The sequence below is a fragment of the Porticoccus sp. W117 genome, from assembly GCF_030341905.1.
Classification (GTDB): Bacteria; Pseudomonadota; Gammaproteobacteria; order Pseudomonadales; family Porticoccaceae; genus SCSIO-12696.
The window spans coordinates 315,000-336,624 of record NZ_JATAAF010000002.1 but is presented as its reverse complement, the minus strand read 5'-3'; the positions used below and the strand labels follow the sequence as shown (position 1 = coordinate 336,624).

Here is a 21,625-nt window from a genome sequence, read left to right as displayed (position 1 = left end):
ATGATTTATGGCTCGATTTATGGGGTGACACTGTCATCCGATGGCTTGTTTGCCCAATCCAAACGGATATCCCACTCAAAGAATTTTTCCGGTGGTAGCGTCGGCGATGTTTTATTATCTACCTGCCGGTACACATTCTCAGGGGGAGCAGAGGTCGCATCCTTACCGTAGATATAGTCCTGATCCTCAACAATGACCCGATAGGCTTTGTTAAGTGCTAACGCTCTTTCCCGCGACGGAATGATGATGTCATAAATACTCTCTGCTGCGAGTACTTTGTCCGCATTTACCCTTCCATCCTGATGAAACCAGCGGTTTTGCATTTCCGGATTGCTGCGAAATTCGCCACCGCCACCGACACGTTCAAAATAAGTAAGGAATTTACCAGCATGAGATTATGGCAACAGGTTACACAGGAGCAGCAGTCCTTTTATAATCGAAGGTCGTGCTCTTAAAGAAGGAACTGACATGTTTCGCTGGATAATCGCTGTTGTTGCTCTGCTTGTTTCATTGCAAGGAAGTTGTGAAGAAGGCAGCTCCCTTTCCCGAATTCTGGTTCACACGTTCAAATACACTGCGGATACACCCAGCACCATAGACCCTTATCAACTGCAATCCGGTTGCCAACGCAGGGATTGTATTCGCTCTATCGACAAGCCTCGTTTTTTGTACGTTAAAGATACAACGTTTATGCGGGACAGTGATTCTGTGGTGCTACTGCACTACAACGGCATCACACGGGCTTACCCAAAAAAAATTCTTAACTTCCGGGAGATCGTCAATGACCGTTTTGGCGATATACCAGTTGTGGTGACCTATTGCCCCCTTTGCGCCTCTGGTGTGGCCTTTGTGGCCGAAGTGAATGGCCAGGAAACGGAATTTGGCGTTTCCGGCATGCTGCTCAACAACGACCTGGTGATGTATGACCGCAAGACTAACCAGCTGTGGAATCAAATTTTGGGGGAATCCATCGTCGGCACAAACGCTGGCACCCGCCTGGAATCCCTGCAAGTACAGCAAATCACCTGGGCCAATGTAAAAGCACACCACCCAAACGCCGAGGTACTGGCCCCGGATGCGCGGGACAAGGCCAATTTACGGCGCTTCCCTACCGGCACGTTGTATGGTGACTACGACGATTCAGAGCGCCTTTTGTACCCAGTGGCCGCAGAGGACAAACGCCTGACTCGCAAAACCCCGGTATACGGCGTGATAATAGATGGACAGCCGATAGCGATTAAAGAGGGATTGTTACAAAAGTCGGGGGAATATAAACATTTACTGAACCAACAGGCTGTAGAATTTACTGTTGGCAAGGATGGCAGTGTTACCGCTGCCTTGGAGGGCGGTCAGCCCTTACCGCTTTTGCGCACTTTCTGGTTTGCCTGGTACGCTTTTTACCCGCAGACGCAGTTGGTTCAATAAGGATTTCAAAACCACAGTCGCTACGCGACTTCGCGATGACAGGCTATCTTTGCCGGCGAATAACGTACTTGCCCCCGGCCCTATAACCCTCATTCAAAACCGTTGTTTCGCCAGTTGACCAAATCACCTCAACGGACTGTATATGCCTGTAGTCACCCAATCCAAAATGAGCCACTGGCGGATCGAATGACAAAAAGCCGCCACCGGCTTTTATTTCTCGCAGTTGGTGCTTGCCACTCCCATAGCGAATAATCACCTTGCTGCCCAAACCGAAGTAATTACCCAGCTCGTCACGCAGTTCAAAAACTACTGAATGGTTAGCTTGCTGGTTATTGCGATAGAACCACATAGGGCCATTAACGGAGTTCACCAGCAAATCCAGGTCGCCATCATTGTCCGCATCGAATTTGGTGTAAGCGGATTGGATCATATGGTTCTGCAGACCAAACTCGTTGGCTTTATCCACAAAACCTTTCCCCTGCTGGTTATGAAAAAATACCTTGGCCGGGGTGCCCCGGTTTTGCATCCAGTCGCCGTTAACTGCAAAAATATCCTGCCATTGGTCATTATCAAAATCCGCGAAAGTGGCCGTCCAGCTCCAACCCGCAGACGGTATGCCCAGTTCTTTTGCCTGATCGGTAAAGCGGCCATCGGCATTGGCTTGCAGCAACACATTGGTATTGGCAGTAACCGGTATCGCCTGTTGCCAGGCTTCCTGAATTGAATCGCTTGACGGCATAAAAGCGTGTTCGCACGCTGTTTTCAGGGCTTCCTGGCCGGCAGGAATGCGCTGACACAGGCGTTTGTCCCCGGTTCTGATGGCCGCCAACATCAACATCGTAGCCATACAGCCCTTTTTGTCGTCGTCATTCGTAAGGGTTTTGCACTGCAAAATATCGTTGGGCTGAAATTTGGGGCCGAAGTTAAACAATTGCCGCTGCGCTACGGCGTTTTCGCAGCCCTGGCGCACGACCTTATCCATAATCAGTGCGCAATACTCTGCCCAGGGCCTGGTAGGCAAACGAGTGGATTCGCCGGTGGCCGAAGCCGCAATTTGTGCGGCGTATATATCCATATCCAGATCATTATCGAAGTCCGCCGTATCCATACTCATGGTGGTGGCGGTGGAATGTGGTATGCGCCCATCGCTGGATAAAATTGGAGTTAGCTCTCCTTTGCCATTGCCTTGATAGTAGTAATCCGGTGCCTCGAAATCATTGCCCACCATCAAGTCCAGGTTGTGGTCGCCGGTAAAATCCGTGAGTAGCAGTGATTGAGTTTCCCCGGTAATGCCTTTCAGTGGCTGTACAGAAAAAGACTGGCCATCGTTTAGCAGTAATTGATTGTCTGAGGCGGCAGGCGGCTTGGGCTTCAGGTGCCCCATAAACCAGTTGCCCTGCGCTACATCCAGGTAGCCGTTGTTGTCCACATCCCCAAAACCGAGGGCTGCGGTCAGGTGCAAAGGTGAGGCTGGTGGCGTCTGTATAGAGGCAGGCAAAAACTCCCCCTCCGTGTTGAGGACAATACGATTGCCCTTCATATAGCTGGTGAGGAACAGATCCAGCCAACCGTCGTTATTGATATCCACCAAGGCAGCCGCAAACACATCCAGTGAATCAATATCAGGAAGCGACAATGGCTGGCGTTCAAAATGAATGGCCTTGTTGGTGGATCGATTGAGATAAATCTGAATCCCGGAACCGGTGGCTAGAACAATATCGATGAAACCGTCCCGATCAATATCGCCAGAGGCAACACCCCGGCCATTCCACCAGGGTGGTGAGAATTGCGCCGAGGTCAGGATATTGGCATAGGGAATACCAACCTGGCTGCCCTCCATTCGAGTAAACAGTGTGCCACCCGCTGGACTGGGCTTTTGAAACGGCTGAAAGGTAATGGAAACTGACGCTTTGTTGTGGTGGCCAGTGTGGTTGCTTGCCGTATCGTTTGGATTGGATTCGGCATTTACCCCATTGCAGCCAACCCATAAAGCCATAGCCACCGCAGCGGCAAAAAGGTTATTCAACCGTAAACTCATACAACGCCTTTAATTGCTGCTCGTACTGATAGTCCGCCAGATAGCCACCGGCAATGGCCAGTACCACCAGTGCCAGACTCAGTGCCACCGCAACGGTGCGAGACATGGACTGCCACACAATCATGAATGGGTAGATACTAAACGTGCCCAATACCAGCAACAGAATGGACACATAAAACACCGGCAGGCCCGCTGATAACAGTGAGGCCGCAATTACCACATCCAGAGCAATGGGCAACGGCAGAAACAGACCCACAAGCGTCACAATCAACGCGCCCAGCAAGCCAATCTCCAATAACAGCAAGCTATCCAGCGGCAGAAAAGTCACCAGCGCGGCACCCAACAAACCCGCCAGAATCATCAATGGCACGGTAGTTTTTATCAGGTACCAAAGGCTTTTGCCAAATTCGGCAATAACACCCAGCAATGCCCTGCCCCAACTTTCGGAAGGTATGCGAGCAGTGCCCTCAACTGTACAGGCCATATCCAGATAAGTGCCGGCGCGAACCTGGGAGAACAGCGTGCGCGACAATAAGGGAATCACCACCAGAATAAACAACAGGGTTAAGCCCACCTTGATCAGTGCCAGGTATAACGGAAAGATGGAAAACACCATGGTCAGCACAATCACATTCAGCGTTGGCGAACTGAACATGGCCGCCAAGGTGGTTTCCAGCCGGGCACCGGCACTGTGCATTCCTTTGGCCACCGGGGCAGCGCAGTTAACGCAAACACCCAACGCCGAGCCGCTACCCATACCAATCAACGCATTGAGCCAGCCGTTATTGGAGCCACGGCGGCGCAGCAAGTTAATCAGGGAAAGTAAGGCCGCACCCAAGCACAAACCAAACACCATGCCTTTGCGATTTTCCACCGCCCAGTTCACCAGAGTAAACAGAACTTCCTTATAGGCTGGGTCGCCTGCCTGGATATCCAGTACGGAATCAAAACTCAGGGGGCTTTCTACCTGAGCATAGCCGCCCATGGTGGCTTTTTCAGAGAGGTTGGGGTAGCGGGAACCTGCCCAGAATACAACAGCAATGGCCAACACCAGGATGGATGTTAGCCATAGGCGCTTGTTGTTCAGGCTCAACGAAAATATCGAAATTAACTGCAAAGGCACCTTCCTTGGAGGAAAACTGATTCAGTTAAACAGAGGGAGCTTCACTACGTCCCCTATTATTTTTTTAAGGCAATTTTCCAAACTTTTGAATGGTTTCTTTAATATTTCTATCAATTTCAGGGTGTTCTTCAAAAAGTTTCAATAAAATTTTTATGCTTATAATATTTAAAGCTTCAGAAAAAGCTTGAACGTAGTAACCATACTCGTCTTGATCAAGCTGTTCTTTTAGCAATGGCAACAATTTTGATAACTCTGATGAATTTTTGAAAGCTATATTCGCTACAAATTCGGCTAAATCTTTTTTCATTTCAATAATTCCAGTTTAATTGCAACTGTTTTGATTTTGGCTTGCTCTACAATCACGCAAGCAATCGAGGTACTCATAATATACATAATCTCCATCCCACCAACCATTTCGCTGCTCAAGAATTCTCCAGCAACCACAGTCATCATCAGGCTCAGGCCTTACGTCGACAGTTGCCGAATCTCCACCAATTGAAAGAACTGTCGCTATCAGGCCACCTATTATCAGGTCAGTACCTGTTACAGTAATACCCCATTGAATGACGCGTAATAGGGGACGCGCGTAATAGGGGACGTAAGCACAGTTTTCACCCTTTCAGTCTTCCACTTTCTTCTTTGGCCGCCCCGAAACACCACGTCTGACTCTGCGACCAACTGCCAACTCAATCTCATCTTTAAACCGCTCACTACCAAGGGCATAGTTTCCGTTAGTTGCCTGCCGGATATCGCCCACCAAACCTGGATCAATATGATGGCGAAACAATTCTCTGTAGCGGCGCATTCGGGCACTAGCATCAGTCCCCAAGCGGCTATAAAGATATTGAGGAACGATTAACTCATTACTCTCACCTTGCGCATTAGCTCTGTAGCTAGACCACCGATACTCGGCTGGGTGAGATACCATGTCTGCGCGCACAGGATTCAGCTCAATGTATCGATAACAACCCAGCACGTAATCTTCTTCATTGGTGATACAGGACTTGAATCGCCCTTCCCACAGCGTACCACTACGCTTATAGGTACGATTAATGTATTGCACATACCGCTGGCCAAGGCGGCGCATTAAATTCCCTACACTGGCTTTCGATTCCGGCGTCAGCAGCAAGTGGACGTGGTTCGTCATCAGAACATAAGAGTGAATCTGGCAATGGCTGATTTCACTGTATTCCTTCAACCAGTCCAGATAACACAGGTAGTCGTCGTCCGTATAAAAACAGGCTGATCGGTTGTTGACCCGCTGGATGATATGGTGGGGTACGCCAGCGATACTGATTCGGCTTCTTCTTGGCATAAATTTCATCCTTGAAAATATTCAATCCTTCAAAAAAACGTGCTACGTCCCCTATTACGCGCACCAGAGTAAACAGGATTTCCTTATAGGCTGGGTCACCTGCTTGAATATCCTGAACCGAATCAAAACTCAGGGGGCTTTCCACTTGAGCATAGCCGCCCATGGTGGCTTTTTCAGAGAGGTTGGGGTAGCGGGAACCTGTCCAGAAAGTAAGCGCTATGGCCAACACCAGGATTGATGTTAGCCATAGGCGTTTGTTGTTCAGGCTTAGCGAAAATTTTGAAATCAACTGCAAAGACTCCTTCCTTGGAGGAAAACTGATTTAGTTAAAATTCAATTCAAGTCTGAGCCCATTGATCTGTGATCTGCATTTTGGATCAATCCGCCATCAGCTCGAGTAACTTATATGTAGCTTTATAGTTATCAAGGTAGCCTACATACACAACATACTGCTCAGGAGTAAGGATATCTTTATATATTGGATCAACCTTGGCGAATATACCTCTAAATTTATCAAAAGATATACCTTCAACTTTTTCTTTATCGGGCTGACCTCCTGTCCACACAAAGTATTCGATCTCGTTCTGTGTGAAATTGATAGATTTTCTCTGATTATATAAAACTTCAATCATTTTATATTTATCTTCATCTACCAGTCCTCCACCTTCAAGAAAAGTAAACCTTGACAGCAACTGACTTTCAAATCCATAAATAAAAACCATCTCAGGATATCTATTTTCAAACTCTTTATATACATCAAGCACCTCTCTGCCAAAAGAGCTGTAGATTTCATGAGTAACTTCTTCTTTTCCTGAGATAATTCTTTTAAATATTTGGATGTCCTCCCCTGTTAAACCAGATCTATGAAAAAACCACCCGTACCATCTAGAAAACGTAAGCTCGTCATACGATGACTTGCTATTTTTCTCGACATGTTCTGGGCTCTCACTACAGTATACCTCCACACCTTCAGCATAGCTGAGAGCACTAGCGCCACTAATTAGTATTAGCAGAAAAGGCAATCTTAGAAATATCACTTGCTTCATCCTTTAATAATCAATGCGTTAAATTTGTTAGATGCAACCGGTTGAACCACCTGAACCACCTCCAGAGTCAAACCCACCATTGGCTTGTTTCAAATGGCACTCAGCATTACATATTGAAGCAAATCCTGCGTTGAACCTATAAGTGCTTGTGCAGCAACCAATACATGCCTCTGCCGAGCTTTTATTTATGCAGGGCCGAACAATTTCAGCTGGCGATGGATTCCTAAGTCCCGTTGGATCTATGAATCGTAAAGGGTTTTGCTTAACATAAGCATAGGAATGATTGAGTTCTTTTTCTGATATATGTACAACCCCCCTTACTGCGGACTGCTTGCCAAAGGTGCTGTATAAATAATCATGATTGGAGAGTATGCCAGTCGGATCAGACTGTATATACCTTCCACTTCTATAGTCATAATCCCTAAAGTGGTTGTAATACAGTTTGGATTCGCTGTCATAGTATTGCCCAGGGAACCGCAGGCTGATTTTAACCTTCTTGCCATCGTTATCAGGATCCTGATCTGCTCTCTGCCCCCCAAACGCGTCACTGTCCCAACGCCAAGTCACAGTCTGGTTATTATCGGTAGCTATTCTCGGCGTATTCAGGTGATCCGTATGGATATAACTGATGGTTTGGTTTTTGATGTCGCCGCTGGCTTTGAACATACTCTTGATCTGAGCAATCGGCTTACCGCTTAACCAGATATAGTCTCGCGTCCAGCCTTTGGCGTTGTTTTCATCACGGCCATCCTCACTGACCAACCATCCTTCTGGCAGGTAGGTGAAGGTGATGGATTTATGGTCGTCGTCATTTTTTCTGGCCCGGCGAATGGTTTTTTTGATCCGCTGACCAAAGGCGTTGTAAGTGTAACTGGCCTTGTGTTCGCCGTTTTTGAAGTAGTTGGTCAGGCGGTTGGTCACGTCGTACTCGAATCGACGCTTGCCGTCTTTATCTTCAATCAGGTTACCGTTAGGGTCGTAAATCAGCTCTTGATTGTTGATCTTGTCCAAGCGGTTTGAGGCTTCGGCGTAGTGGTACGCCTTGGTCTTGGTAGTAACTGCGCCGTCTTCCGCTTCTGTCTGTTTGGTTCTAACCAGGCGATTACCCACACTATCGTACTCATAACCCAGTTCTTGCAGCTCCCGTGACTCGCTGACCAGGCGGTTCATGGCATCGTATTCAAACTGCTGCAGCCAGTCGGTTCTCAGCGGGCGGTCAATCTGGGTGATGTTGCCGTTGTCGTCGTACTGGTAGTTCAGGTCTTGTACATCACCGGTGGCAATACGAGTGAGCTGGCCTTGTTGGTTGTAGTCCAGCTGTGTGGTCAGGCCGTTGCCGAAGGTGATCTGGCTAAGGCCGTTTTGCATGGGCCGGTACTGGATGTTGTCGGCAACGGTGTATTTTTTGTCACCTTGTTTAGCTGTGATCTTTTTGACGGCACCACTGCTGTTGTAGTGGTAGCGCACTTTCAAACCACTGGGGTAGATCAGTTTGGTGAGCTGGTTGTGTTGGTTATATTCGTATTTGGTGACGTTGGCAGTGGCTTCGTCGTGGAGTTTGGTTTTGACCTTACTGAAGTTACCGCGCAGGTCGTAGTCGTAGCGGGTGGTGCTGCCAACGCCGCTGACTTTGCACAGCTTGCCGATGCCATTGTCGCAATCGTCGTAGATGTAGTTCAGGCGTTTCTTTTCCTGGTCTTTTTGTTTGAACACCACTTGGGTCGGGCGATTCAGCTCATCGAACTTCCGTTTAATGATAATACCGTTCTGACGTGTTTCCTTGGTGACGTTGCCCGCCTCATCATATTTATAGGTGAGTGTGCCTTTTGAGGGGCTATGCTCGGCGGTACGTTCACCAAAGCCGTTGTACTCAAAGCCGGTGGTAACGCCACGAGCGTCGGTCACTTGGGTGATATTGCCCGCTTCGTCGTACTGGTAGCGGGTTTCTCCACCCATAGCATCGATGCTTTTGCTCAGGCGATTGTATTTATCGTACTCCAGTTGGGTGTTGTCGCCGTTACCGGTAGTGATGGCACTGGGGGCTTCGCTGCCACCTTGGTATTGATAGGCTACGTCGCCATTGCCGCGGGTGACAATACGACCAAAGTCATCAAAGGCCTGTTGCGCGACTTGCACCAGGCTTTGCTGCTGGTGGTCGTACACGGCCCCCTCAATCAGGTTTCCGTTGGCGTCGTATTGGTAGTCGATACGGTTACCGTCGGCGTCGCTGATTTGGGTAACGCGCCCCAGGGAATCGTATTGACGGGCAATCATCTGACCGGTGGGCAGGGTGATTTTGGTTAAATTGCCGTCGACGTCGTATTGGTAGCTGGTGGTGGTGGCATCGTCACTGCCTGCAGCCAGAGTGCGGCTGAGGATACGATCACCAACACCATAGGTCACCTCCGTTCGCAGACCATTGGGATCAATGGTGGCGATGCGGTGGTTGTTGTTGTCGTACTCATAGCGGGTGGACTGGTTGAGGCCATTGGTGACTTTGATCAGGTTGCCTTCGCCGTCGTACTCGAATGCTGTGGTGTCATTGACGTCGGTGCGAGGGCCATCCAGCAGGGTCAGCTGGCCACCCTGATATTGGTAGCTGGTGATACGAGGCTTCGCGTCCGGTTTCGTTGTATCAGCAACGATCTGGCTGGTGCGGCGGCCGTTTTCGTCGTAATGGTAGGTGGTTAGGCGGCCGGAGGTTTCTTCGCTGAGCAGAAGATTGTTGCTGATCTCGTTTTTCCAGATACGTTCTACCACCAGTTGGCCATGGCGGGTTTGCCGCTCGCTGATCAAGGGCCGGGGCATGATGATCCGTGGAACACCGGGCAGGAATATACGTTGTACGGTCACGCCATTGGCTCTGCGCTCTTCTATGGAAAGGTGCGTCCAATCCACGCCAAAACGGGTGTCGGAGTAAACCACACAGTCAGTGCAGGTGGTTTGAGTGCGATTTGAGGTAATACGAGTGACGTAGTGACCTTGTTCGCGGGCTTCAGCCAGTGTGGCTTCAATAGCTTGCAAGTCAGTGATGGTATGGCCAGCGTTTTCAAGCCGGGTTTGCTGGCTGTCACTAACCATCTCCAGACCATTAGACCAGTAGTGCACCACACGGTTGTTTTCAGTATTGACTGGCCTTGCACTGGGATATTGCTTGACCTGTCTGTACATCAAGCCACCGGTAGCGCTGTTGTATTGCCCCTCCATAATCAATTGATTCCGCGGGGAGACAATGGCGGTGAGCAGTTGTGGAGCCTTTGTACTGCCGTATTGGTAGTGTTCGGTGGGATTGTCGCTGTTATCCAGCGGGGTGTCGTCCGGGTAGACTACGGCAACCAAACGCCCCTGGCCATCGTATTCGTAACGGGTGGTTTCGTTGCCGGGGTTGGTAAAACCCGCCAGGTAGCCCTGGGCGTTGTAGTGGTACTGCAAGCGACCACCAGCGGCGGACTCAATGGCTCTGAGCAAGCCTTGATTGTTGTAGTAATAACTGTAGTAGTTGTCGTTACGGGCGTATTCGAGTTGCTGGCCTTGTTCGTTAAACACAAACACAGCGCCACTGCGCGCGTTCAACGTCCAGCGTCCATCACCCGTGGAGTGACCGGGCGCAAATGTCAGGGTAATGTCCTGAGCATTGGCATTCAGATTGACCCAGTTTTGCCCCTGGCGATGAAAGGCAAACAGGCCGTTGGCGATCAGTATGTAATCGCCAGGGGGCTGCCCAGACAATCGGATATCAGGTTCTGTCGCATCTGTAACAGTGAGCGCTTCCAGTGACTGGTGTTTGTAGTGATAAAAAGTCCAACCGTGCCGGATGGGCTGGCTCTCATCTGAGGTTACCGGATTGTAGTAATCGTACACACGAACCAGAGAGAAGCCGGTCTGTGGGCTAAGGAAGTCTTCCTGGCTATAGAAGTAACTCCTGGCTTCCACCTCACTGGTGGCGCTGTCGAGCTCGGTGCGATCAATCTGTGAAGGCCATGTGGCGGCTTGGATAGAGCTTGCCAAAGCGGCGATTGCAACGGCAATAATCAGCGTGGGTAAACGGGACATCACGGCTCTCCTTAATCCTTGTGAAATTTATTTTGTAAGGGTTTTCGACGATCAAATCGGTCGCCTTACTGAACTAACGCATCAACTTTGAAAACCCACACGGTTTTTTTCGATTTATTGATAAATTTTTGACAATCGCCCTTTTGGCAGCGCCCCACCCTTAAACACTGGCAAGCTGCCTTGGCCATCAATGATGACTGGATTCTGAGCTCCCGCTTAGCCTGACAATTTCATTCACCAACACTTCATACTGCTCCACAGCAAGATTCTTCTCGGCCTCAGCGAGAATTTCAGCAACAACTACTTGCTCAAATGAAGAAGGTTTAATGCTCGACACCGGGATTTTCGCGTAAAGCAACGATCGATAAGCATTTAGCGCAGCTGTATTTTCACCAGAACGGGAGAAAATACGCGCCATCATTCTCACATTGAAATGGCTTAAGCCCAACTGGTTTTGAGCGATATTTTTTAGAGCCTGCAGCTGTTCCTTACCTGCCAATTGTGGCTGCCTTTCTAACAAATGCATCCACAGCGCTATATCTTTTCGATTTGCCTCTCCCGCTGCCGCCAAACTGAATAAACTGTCTGCTTTTGCTTCAGCTTTATTTTGACGAATCAGAGATTGCGCATAGATGGCGGCAAATTTATTGACATCACTACCATCATCTACCGCCAAACCAGAATAGAGTTCACCGATCAAATCCACAAAGAAGTCATATTGTGACACTTCTTCCAGAAAGGTTTTATCTTCTCCTTTCATTGACGGCATCCATGACAGCACCTGCCACTCCTTTTCATCAATGCCGGAAATATTACTCACAGCTTTTGCTTTAGAAGGCCATTTCATATCAACCAGTTGATAAGTACTAATAGAATTGTTATTAGCATCAAATGATGTATCTTTGATTACGGCATCCAGAAACAGCTTTCTGACAAAGCCAGCCAATGCTTCCTTATCATTTTTTTTAGTCAGGGCCACCAGCCGGTTTCTTTCTTTAAAACGTGCGTACATTCTCTGGTTGCCCCTGAGCTGGCGAACAAGGCCAACACCCTCACTCTGAGCACTTTGCGGCTTTTTATCTGGCTGCTTTATATCAAGTTCTAATACCAAAAATTGCTGCTCGTTGTTTTTATTCAAGTAAGATTCAAAAGCCATCTTGTCGATTTTGGCCAAAGGGTTCAGTACGCCCTCAATATATTGCCTCTTAGCCTGTGCAAGTCCTTCACTGGATTGACTATAGGAAGAGTACGCGTTACGAAATAAACCGGACTGGTATAACTCCATAGACTTTTTTATTGCTTCAGAAATTCTGCCAGATTGACGATCATCCAGCAGCGAAAAAATCTGACTCGACATCTGCTTCTCAGCTTCCGAGAGGGATACAGCCCCGCGCAAATTTCTGACAACTTCTTTATTGGCAGGTATCGCGCTTACGGAAAATAGTGCTTCGGGGACTCCTTTCCAGTTTGTCTGGTCAGAGGCTCTCAAACGACCCTGCATGATACCCAGCCACAAATTTTGCTCCACTTGCCCCATGGCCTGAGTTTGCAGAATCGGGAAAAGAGTCGATGTGATAAGCCAGGGAGTTGTTTCTATTTCACCCTGAAAGTGCTCAAGAAGTTTAATCCGGTTGCTATCATCCATCACCGAAAAAAAGTAGTGGACATCGGTGAACTTTATCGCTTTATTTTCAAGGCAATGCTTAACAATCGCCGGGGCAATGACATCGTTGATGTCCACCACATTGGAAATAGCCTGCCAAAATTCATCGAAACTGCTTTTGGCTCTGACAGACTGCATGAGTTTGCTCAGACCAGCCTTATTACGCTTGCTGTTCCTTTCCAGATAGCGCAAAAGTCGTGAAAAGTCTGGTGTCGAAAGGTGTTTTTTGCCCTGAAAAATGGCGGTGGCATATTCTCCTTCTCTGACCAGTTCCCGGTATAGACTCAGCAACCTGGATGAAGACAGGTTCATTTGATTCAACCTGACCCGAAATCTATTGCCATCCGAACTTTTTGTCACATCAAAGATTGGTGATTGATACTCAACATCCGGAAGTGTCGGCTTGTTTTTCTCAACCAGTTGACCCAGTAGAGGTGGAAGTGTTTCAGCGTCTGCATCCACTATGGCAATCTCGGGGTATTGACCCTGCTTATCAAGCAGCCCCCATTTATAGCGGACAGCAACGGTTTGATGACTCAAAGCCCGATCCTTGGGGAATCGCTGGTGAAGTTCAGCATCCAATTCAGCAGCCAGCTTGTAGTTGTGTTCTGACAGATAGCTGTGGCGCAATAATTGAGATAAAAGGCTCAGTCTTGGAAAGTGCTCCAAAGCTTTGTATTGCAGATTGCCCGCGCTGCTCACCACCGACAATTCGCTACGGTATAAAGTATTCAATGTATCCAAAGCATGCTTTCTGTTGGCAGCCAGTGTCCTTAGAAAACCATTTTTGAGGGGTATAAAGGCGTCTTTGAATTGATAGTTATATGTACGGTTTTGCCGCAAGCTCACTGGGTTTTGCAAGCTGGAGTTAACGAGAGTTTCATAGGCTACCTGATGATCCTGGCCTACTGATTTATGGCTGTTGATCACCTTGCTCAAACCATCCAGATACAATCGATTTGCCGCCCCCTTCAAACCTTCAATTTCTTTGAGTTCAGCAATCCGCTTCAATACCCGCAAATTCCCGCCATTGGCAACACGCACTTTTGAATACAGGTTCAGAGCCAGATTGTCGTACCCTTCCGCTTCCAATAGCTGGGCAATATCCAGTATCAGATCGGGGTTGTCTTCCGATATATTGACTGCCTGCTCAAAAGCCCGCATGGCATTTTCTGATTCACCACCCAGCAAAAAACTGTGCCCAATGTTGACAAACACATCTGGCGGGAAGTCCTGTCCCAGAGACAGCAAGCGGCGGCTGTACTTGAGATTTTCTTCAATATCTGATTTTTTGGCATTTCGACCAAGCCCGGCCAGCTTTGGCTCGGTCAATACAATCATTTCCCGCAAAATCACTCCCCTGCGACTTTTGGCGCTGGCCAGTGAATTTTCCAAAGCGGTCAGTTGCATATCCACATCACCGGACTCATCGGCGATATCAGCCAGAAGCGTATACAAAAAGTCTTTTTCGGGGTTTCTTGTCAGCCGCTCCAACGTCACCCTTTGAGCCCATTGCAAATCACCGGGGCGGTTCAACCTGAGGTTTAACAAGCCATCAATGGCCATCACAAACAGGTCATCCCGTTCAGCTCGCTCGGCCAGAAATTGAAGAATCCTGGCCGCTTGCCGGGTTTTCCCCAACCGCGACATCAAGTTACTGAGCACCAAATAGCTGGCCCCATCGTTCGGTCGCGAAGCAATCGTTTTGTGGTAGGCGCTTTCCGCTTTATCCAGATACCCGGCCAGCTGGTATACGCTTGCGGTAAATTCTTCAATTTGCCGGGGGTCAGCCAGCTTTTTGTATTGATCCAGCAAAGCGGTCAATTCTGATTCAACCGGTTCAGAACCGGTGTTAGCCGCTTCTTCTATCAGGCTGAGAATCAGTGATTCCAGGTCTTGTATTTGATTTTCTGGGTCTTCCAGCAGCAATTTTCGGGTGAGTTTCTGATAGCCTTTGTCGTCCCCCACCCGTTGCAGAACTTTTTGCTTTTCCCTTAACACCCGCAAATTTCCAGCGGCACTGTCGTCATCAAAGTATTCTTCAATAATCTCGATAACCGATCCCGAATCACCCACCTTGCTGTACAGCTGTATCAACAAACTCACTTCTCTCTGGTCGGCAGTTTTATTGATGACTTTTTCTTCCAGAGCGACCGCCGTCTTTCCCAGCTGCCCCAGCTCTGCCGCCAGCATCAATATATTGCCTTCCACCAGGCGGCGCTGGCTGTCCGGGGTTTTGGCGAGCAGTTGGTACCAACTGTCCAGAGCCTCCTGTTTATACCCCAGAGATTGCTGCAACCAGGCTATCCGGGTGTCACCATCAACACCAAGCTCTACGCCGGATTCAGACAGTGCCCGCAAAACATGCAAGGCTTTTTCCGGTTTTCCGCCCCATTCATAACTGTCTGCCAGCGACCGCCGCAGCAGGCTGTTGGGTGGCAACTGGCGATCCAGTTTGTCAAGCTCGGCTGCTGCTTTCTGTAGTTGCCCCCAACCGTAGTACAGCTCAAACAACGCAAGCGTTCCCTGAAAAAACTCACCCTCTTGCTGCTGAACTTTAAGGGCCGCGGAAACTGCCAGAGTTTCCAGGCCCTGCCGGGAAATAACTTGCGCGGCCATCAGCAGCACCTGGGGCGATTGATTGCGGTCAATAAAACGCTGCCAGACTTCAGCGGCCATATCGGGCAGTTCGCGTTCCAGATAGTGAGCGCTCAAACCCTCTGTCCAACTTACTTCAGCCGGTTCGCTCTCAATCAAAGCATGCAGCTCTCGCTCAAGCGCGTCATCGCTATTGGCCTCTTTGTACAGCACAAGAATTTTATTGCGATGCTCTGGCTGCCAGTTTTTTCCGCTGGCCTCGAAGGCTTTGATGGCCCTGGAAAACTGGCCGGTGTCATGAAGTAAATCAAGCCACACACTGCGCTCATCATCACTGAGATCAGGGCGGGCCTGCATTTCGTCAATCAGCGCAGATAAGGTATTTTCCTGCCGATGGGTTTCAACCAACAAGCCGATGGCATAGCGTCTGTCCAGAGTCGTCGGCGCTGTAGCGATAGCCTTGCGGGACAATTCCCGTGCGCGCTTGAATTGATCGGCTCGTATCAGCCAGTTTGCCAGGCGCACCCGGTGCTGATATTGCTGGCCAGGGGGCAGACTTTCAGGGATGCGATATAAATCAGTGGCGTCATCTACCCTGCCCTTCAAAGCAAGTGCCACCGCTAACGAGTTTCGGGAGCCAATTTGCTGATTGCCAGCCAAACGTGACAGGGCTGAACTGTCGAGGCTGGATTTCATCAGGGCCACCCGCAGCAGAATCGGCTCGCGGTCTTTTTCCTCAAGCAAAGGAAGGGACTTTTTATACCAACCCAGGGCTTCCTCAAACTGCCCATCAATATCCAGAAGGCGAGCTTTCAGTAAGCTCAAGGCAGCGCTTTGCGCCAGTTGCAGGCCCTGGTCAACTGCACTATTGGCAGCAGGCAAATTTCCCCGGCGCCACTGAACAAGAGACAGCGCGTGCCATGCATTTGCGCGAACCGTGGCGGGCTGATCCGTATTGTTTGCCAGGCGTTTCAGATCTGCCAGCAGTGGCTCTGCACTGCCTTGTTGTAGCAGCGATTTGTTGTACAGCTGTTCCGCACTGCTGAGAGTGGCCGCCTGCGAAAGAGTGTGTTCAAGGCTGGCAGCAGCCGGTGATGCCACTGTGGCCATAGCGGCAGTGGACAGCACGGTAAATAGCAATAGTTGTGCAGCTGTTGTTGTCATTTTTTTCATGGAATTAATGGGCAGCTCGTGATTTGGGCCAGCGGCGATACAGCAATTCAAGTAAATACGTCAGCAATGCCAATGCCAACAGCAAAGGCCAGATTTCCTGTACTTTCACCGTTCCTTCTTTATCTGCTACCAGCGGCAGCAGGCCGTTCTCCTGGCTTATATCAATACCGCCAGTGGCCGCAGAAAGTTCTGCCAGGTCGATGCCCCGATCAGGGTCTACCTGGCTTTCTGGTACCTGCGCATCTCGCGCCCGAGACACCAATTTCTGGCCATTGATCTGAATAAAGGCGTCAGCCTGTGGGTCTATTTTTATTGTGGCTCTGAAGATATCTGGAGCCACGCGTTCGAAGCTCAGGATCTCATCCACCTGGCCACGGGCATTCAGGCGTTGCCCCTGCAAGTTGTCGGGGCGCTGAGTGAGCAGACGTACATGCACGGACAACTCATCATCTTTGCGCTGCAAGCGATAGGAGAAAGGTTCGGATTGGCGGCTGCTGCGGCGCAATACCCGGCTGAGCAAACGGCCATAATCGCTCCACTGCCGCCAGCCAGCGGTATCAGCGCCCACCAGTTCTGTCATTAGCGCGGTCACCCTGCCCTGGCCATATCGCCAACTGGCCAATACCGGGTGGCGGTTGCCGGCGACATCCAGGATGGACTCCGCATCGTTTCGCAACGACACTTCCATGTAGCCCTGCAAACCGGGAATGCGGCTGCGGTCAACGTCGCCCCACCAGCCTTTGCCGCTGCTGGACTTCAGTGGAAACTCCCCTTGTTTGTAAACCGGAGGCTGTTTTTTAAAGGGTTGCTTTAACACCAGTTCCACCAGGCTCTGGCGATCTGAAACCGAATAAAATCGCCCCTTGCCCCAGTTGGCCATATTGCGCATGGCATTTCCGTGCACATCGGAGTTAATCAGCACAGTGGATACGTTAATACCGTCTTTGCTGACCCGACGAAGCAAGGCCTCGTAATTGCTGTCTTCAACACCGGCATCGGTCAAAATCAACAGGTGTTTGAAACGTGTGTCGAGATTTTTCAGGCCGAAATAGGCCTCTTCAATGGCAGGGTATAAAACCGTTCCACCTATGGCCTGCACACGGCCAATGGCACGGTCCACTTCAATTTTGTTGGCCACCGGCTGCATGGGAACGGCCCAGTGTTTGGCGCCATAAAATTCCACAATGCCGATCTGGTCATAGGGTTGCAGCCCCTGAACAGCCAGCCGGGCCACCTGCTTGGCAATATCCAGGCGGGTGCCCTGCATGGAGCCGGATGAGTCAATAATGATGGCCAGGCCCGTAGTGGGGTCTTTTTTATCGCTCTTTTTTTGCAGTTCAACAGGCAACAAATCAGCCACGTGGGTGTTGTAGTAACCGCCCGGCCCAAACGATGACTCACCGCCAGAAAAAATAACCCCCAGGCCAGTTTCAGCCACGGCAACTTTCAAACGCTCCTGAAACGGCTCACTCAGGCCGCTGGCTGGCATATCGTCGATAACCACCAGGTCGTAGCCACTGAAATCGAAGTTGCCATGCAGCTGTTGATTATCGCTGGCGACCACCTGGAAGCCAGTACCCAATACATTTGCCAGCGCTTCGGCGCCGCCATAAACCTGCTGGCCGATGTATAACACCTGGGTATCACCCTGTACGGCCAGAGTATGAACAAGGCGATTGTTGTCTGGATTGCTGTCATTGGAAAGTGCCATCACCTCAACAGTGAGGGATGAAAAACCCGGTTTATCCAGCTCCACATCCAGAGCAACCTGTGTGCGCCCCTCGCTGGAAAAAACCGCTGAGCGGGCAATCTCTTGCTGACTGTCATCGAGCAAACGCACTTGCACAGCCGATGACTTCCCGGCGACCACAACACCCACCTGAAATGTCTGACCGGCACTCACCGGGCCATCAACGACTATCTCTGCCGGATATATATCGCTCAGGTCGAGCCCCAAGTCATAGCTGTTCAGCGGTATCCCCCTGTCGGCTATGATTTTCGCCACACTGGCCCAACTGCGGTCGGTGGCCAGGCCATCAGAAATCAAGGTGATGGCGCCACTGCCGCCTTCAGGGATCAAATTGACTGCCGCTTGCAGTGCCGTTCCAATGTCCGATTCACTGAGCAGATTGTTCACTGTATAAAGGCTATGGCTTTTGGCAATCTCTGGAGAATTTCCCGTATCGCCGACGCTGATAACAGAAATATTCGCATTGTCTTCAAGGGAATCAATCATGTTGGCCAGAACAGCTTCGCCCTGGGTACGCTGCAGCTCGCTCAGGCTGGCAGAGCGGTCGATTACAAACACCTGGTAACGTCGATCATCGGGTACAAGAAAGGCCGGTTTTGCCAGCGATAGAATCAGCAACACCAGCAACAGGGTTCGCAGTACCCCCTGCTTTCGATCAATACCCCGCTTCGGAAAAAACCAGATTGCCGCAGCCGCCAGCAGTAAAACCAGATAGCCCGGATTTAAAAATTCGATGGCTATATTCATCAGGGCATCCGCCCCCGTTGATACAACATCCATTCACCGGCCAGCAACAATAACGCTGCCAGCAACAACCAATCCGTTAAATCAAGCACGGCTGATGGGGTGATGGCACTCTGTTCAGCGTCCAGCGTCGCCGTTGCCTCATACAGAGTCAGCTCGCTATCCAGCAGCGAAACGGCCAATGTTGTCTCATCGCTTATGGCTGCTTCACCCGCCACAGGAAATACCAGTGGCGCCACCGAATCGATGTAGCTGCTGTGCTCCAAACCCTGCCGGGGTATATCTCTTGGGTAAGCGATGTCACCAGCCGCCAGGTACGGAAACCAACCGCCAGTACCCGCCAGCCAACGGATAGTTTTCGACATCAACAACGGAAAGGTACGGCTTTTTACCAGGTTGTAATCCGGCCCGATCAGCTCCTGCCACATTGACAACCGCCAGCCTTCGCCGGGCAAGATGGATACCTCAATCGGTCGCCCGTGCTGTTCAGCTAACCCGGTCGCATCAATCTGATCCAGCCCCACCGTCTGAACGACAGCGGCCAAATCCCCGTGAGATTCGAGGTTTTCAGGATAACTAAAGACAAATGCCTGCTGTTGCTGTTCAGCGGCAACCAGCTCAATCGCTGGTAAGCCCTGGCCGAGACTTTCCCCCTGGCGGCGAATAACCACATCGGCATTGTTTTCAACAACCGCTATTGCCGGGTCACTCAGCAATACGGTTTTCAACGACTCGTCCAGTGAAGCGGACAATTGAACGCGCACCGGCTTTCTGGAAGGCAGCGTGATACTGGCGCTGTCATCCAGTAGAAAGTCATCACTGCCAATGGCAACGGTTAACAACAAACCATTTGCGGGCACATCCAGCAAATGAAAACTGTAGGCTCCACCTTCGGACAAGATGGGTGTTTGTTGGTGATCAAGCGACTCACCGCCCAGTGTGATTTGAATATCCGGCGGGTCGATGGTGTCGGGCATAGTTCCGTCTACGCGAACATAAATGTCTACCTTGCCCCAGTCGCCGGACTGGGCTTCGGCAACCCCCAACGCGGTAATTCCCCGGTTATTCATTGTTGTACTGGCTGGTGAGGCAACGCGCAAAACCTGCAAATGGCCTGGCAGGCTATCCAGTAGCGAAGTTGCCAGTGGCGCGTCACCATAAAATCGAACCTGAACATCACCGGACTCCCTGGCGAGGTTGCCCAGATGGCGCAGATAGCGCTCAATTGAAGCGGGGGCCGCCTCAGGCAGGCGCCCTCTCAGGCGCTCGGTTAACAGCAATTCATGCTCCCCGGAATGCAACAATGTCGCCACCGCAGCACCGGCCCAGACAACCTGGCGACGGTTTTCAGGCAGCTCTGACAAATCAGCTTGCAGGGCACTGACGGCTTGCTGAAAGCGATCACCTTTCGCCATGCCCGCCGAGCCATCCAAAACCAATACGGTGAAGTTGGCATCGGGGTCTCGGTCCCACTGTGGCCCGGCCACAGCCAGCCAGATCAGGGAACAAATCAGCAGGGACAGCAAAAAGAACCACCAGTAGTGAAATTTTTCCCAGAAGGTTTTTACCGGCGCATCGGTAATCGCCTGACGCCAAAACAGCATCGTGGCTACTGTTTTCTGGCGGTGACGAATACGCAACCATTGCAGGGCATACAGAATACCCGCGCATACCAGCAAACCCGAGATCACGGTTATTGAGGATAAATTGCTAAATGTCATTTACGCTCTCATATTCATATCATCACCCAGCTGCGCTTAAACAGACAGGCTGCCGGACTGGAACAAAACCGACAGTTGTTCCACGACATTTTCATCCGCATCCAGCTGCAACAGGCCCGCGCGATTGCTGGCGGCGATGCCACTGAGTTCTTCATTAAATTGTTTGTAGGCCTGCTGATAACGGGCAACAATCTGGGGCGTAATGGCAATATCTGCGAACTCGCCGCTCTCGCAATCCGTCAAACGCACCTCGCCATTGAGGTCGGCCTGCAATCGAGGGTCAGAATCCAGCTTCCGGGTCACCTGAATAAACAGCAGCTTGTGGCGAACAGAGCGCAGCGCAGTCGCCAGTTCTTGCAAACCATCGGCGAGAAAAAAATCGCTGACAATAACCAGCACTCCTGGGCGCATATTCATGCTCGCCATTTTTTTCAGCGACTGCACCAGGTTGCTCTGAGATTGTGGTTGTAATTGCGACATATGACGGGCAAAAGCCATCAGACTGGCTTTGCCGGTTTTGCTCTTCAAAACAACCTGAAGCTGTTTGCCAAAAGGAAATAACCCGGCGCTGTCGTGATGGTTGGTGGTCACCGCAGTCAGTGCCAGCACCGCCCTGAACGCCGCCAGGGCGCGAGTGCTACTGGCGCCACCATGGGCTTTTTCCGACAGAAACATACTCTCGGAAATATCCGGCATAAAATACAGCGGCATGTCCTGCTGCTCATCAAACAGCCGGATAAACACCTTTCCCAAACGCCGGTAAATGTTCCAGTCGATGGAGCGCAGGTCATCCCCTTTGGCGTATGGGCGAAAGTCCTTGAACTCCACGCCGGTACCCATATCACGGGACAAACGCTCGCCATAGCGCCCGCCCCCGGCAACCCGCCTCACGGTCATCGACAGATGAGCGAGGGAATTGAGAAAGTCCGGATCAAACAGCTCCTGGTAAGAGACCGAATTATTCATAGCCAAACCG

15 protein-coding genes are annotated in these 21,625 nt (G+C 50.4%); 2 read left to right on the top strand and 13 right to left on the bottom strand.

All coding sequences use genetic code 11. The annotated features are described in order from the left end of the window. Nucleotides 1–17: 17 nt before the first annotated feature. Nucleotides 18–323 (bottom strand): hypothetical protein, encoded by a 306-nt coding sequence (locus tag QSV34_RS03235; protein WP_289151942.1) that lies wholly within the window; start codon nt 321–323, stop codon nt 18–20. Nucleotides 324–468: 145 nt separating this feature from the next. Between QSV34_RS03235 and QSV34_RS03230 the strand changes: the two genes are divergently transcribed. Next, the gene (locus QSV34_RS03230) at nt 469–1,425 is read left to right on the top strand and encodes a DUF3179 domain-containing protein (protein ID WP_289151941.1); all 957 of its coding nucleotides are present in this window, start codon (nt 469–471) and stop codon (nt 1,423–1,425) included. A 43-nt stretch (nt 1,426–1,468) separates the two neighbouring features. On the opposite strand, the gene QSV34_RS03225 is transcribed toward QSV34_RS03230, so the two are convergent. From QSV34_RS03225 to QSV34_RS03185, 9 genes are all read right to left on the bottom strand, one after another. Continuing rightward, entirely contained in the window at nt 1,469–3,451 is a 1,983-nt protein-coding gene (locus QSV34_RS03225) for a CRTAC1 family protein (RefSeq protein WP_289151939.1), read from the bottom strand. Further along, entirely contained in the window at nt 3,444–4,580 is a 1,137-nt protein-coding gene (locus QSV34_RS03220) for a permease (RefSeq protein ID WP_289151937.1), read from the bottom strand. The genes QSV34_RS03225 and QSV34_RS03220 overlap by 8 nt, the downstream gene beginning before the upstream one ends. Nucleotides 4,581–4,650: 70 nt before the next feature. After that, nucleotides 4,651–4,893 (bottom strand): hypothetical protein, encoded by a 243-nt coding sequence (locus QSV34_RS03215; RefSeq protein ID WP_289151936.1) that lies wholly within the window; start codon nt 4,891–4,893, stop codon nt 4,651–4,653. Further along, on the bottom strand, nt 4,890–5,039 hold the full coding sequence (locus tag QSV34_RS03210; RefSeq protein WP_289151934.1) for a hypothetical protein: 150 nt from the start codon (nt 5,037–5,039) through the stop codon (nt 4,890–4,892). The genes QSV34_RS03215 and QSV34_RS03210 overlap by 4 nt, the downstream gene beginning before the upstream one ends. Nucleotides 5,040–5,205: 166 nt before the next feature. Further along, nucleotides 5,206–5,853: a transposase gene (locus QSV34_RS03205; RefSeq protein WP_289152007.1), complete on the bottom strand. Its 648-nt coding sequence runs from the start codon at nt 5,851–5,853 to the stop codon at nt 5,206–5,208. Continuing rightward, nucleotides 5,768–6,196: a hypothetical protein gene (locus tag QSV34_RS03200; protein WP_289151932.1), complete on the bottom strand. Its 429-nt coding sequence runs from the start codon at nt 6,194–6,196 to the stop codon at nt 5,768–5,770. Before QSV34_RS03200 ends, QSV34_RS03205 begins: the two co-directional genes overlap by 86 nt. Nucleotides 6,197–6,278: 82 nt before the next feature. Further along, nucleotides 6,279–6,938, bottom strand: coding sequence for a hypothetical protein (locus QSV34_RS03195; RefSeq protein WP_289151930.1), 660 nt, complete (start codon nt 6,936–6,938; stop codon nt 6,279–6,281). Nucleotides 6,939–6,974: 36 nt separating this feature from the next. Beyond that, on the bottom strand, nt 6,975–11,000 hold the full coding sequence (locus QSV34_RS03190) for an RHS repeat-associated core domain-containing protein (RefSeq protein WP_289151928.1): 4,026 nt from the start codon (nt 10,998–11,000) through the stop codon (nt 6,975–6,977). A 187-nt stretch (nt 11,001–11,187) separates the two neighbouring features. Beyond that, nucleotides 11,188–14,961 (bottom strand): tetratricopeptide repeat protein, encoded by a 3,774-nt coding sequence (locus tag QSV34_RS03185; protein WP_289151926.1) that lies wholly within the window; start codon nt 14,959–14,961, stop codon nt 11,188–11,190. Nucleotides 14,962–15,147: 186 nt separating this feature from the next. Here QSV34_RS03185 and QSV34_RS03180 point away from each other — a divergent pair, with 186 nt between their 5' ends. After that, nucleotides 15,148–15,567 carry a hypothetical protein gene (locus QSV34_RS03180; RefSeq protein ID WP_289151924.1) on the top strand — a complete coding sequence of 140 codons (420 nt, stop codon included), beginning with the start codon at nt 15,148–15,150 and terminating at the stop codon, nt 15,565–15,567. Between the two features lie 871 nt (nt 15,568–16,438). On the opposite strand, the gene QSV34_RS03175 is transcribed toward QSV34_RS03180, so the two are convergent. From QSV34_RS03175 to QSV34_RS03165, 3 genes are read right to left on the bottom strand one after another with little or no spacing between them, the layout of a single operon-like run. Next, nucleotides 16,439–18,931, bottom strand: coding sequence for a VWA domain-containing protein (locus QSV34_RS03175; protein ID WP_289151922.1), 2,493 nt, complete (start codon nt 18,929–18,931; stop codon nt 16,439–16,441). After that, complete coding sequence (locus QSV34_RS03170) at nt 18,931–20,649, bottom strand: vWA domain-containing protein (RefSeq protein ID WP_289151920.1); 1,719 nt, start codon at nt 20,647–20,649, stop codon at nt 18,931–18,933. Before QSV34_RS03170 ends, QSV34_RS03175 begins: the two co-directional genes overlap by 1 nt. A gap of 36 nt (nt 20,650–20,685) precedes the next feature. Next, a complete protein-coding gene (locus QSV34_RS03165) occupies nt 20,686–21,615 on the bottom strand; it encodes a DUF58 domain-containing protein (RefSeq protein ID WP_289151918.1) in 930 nt (309 codons plus the stop codon). Nucleotides 21,616–21,625 lie beyond the last annotated feature (10 nt).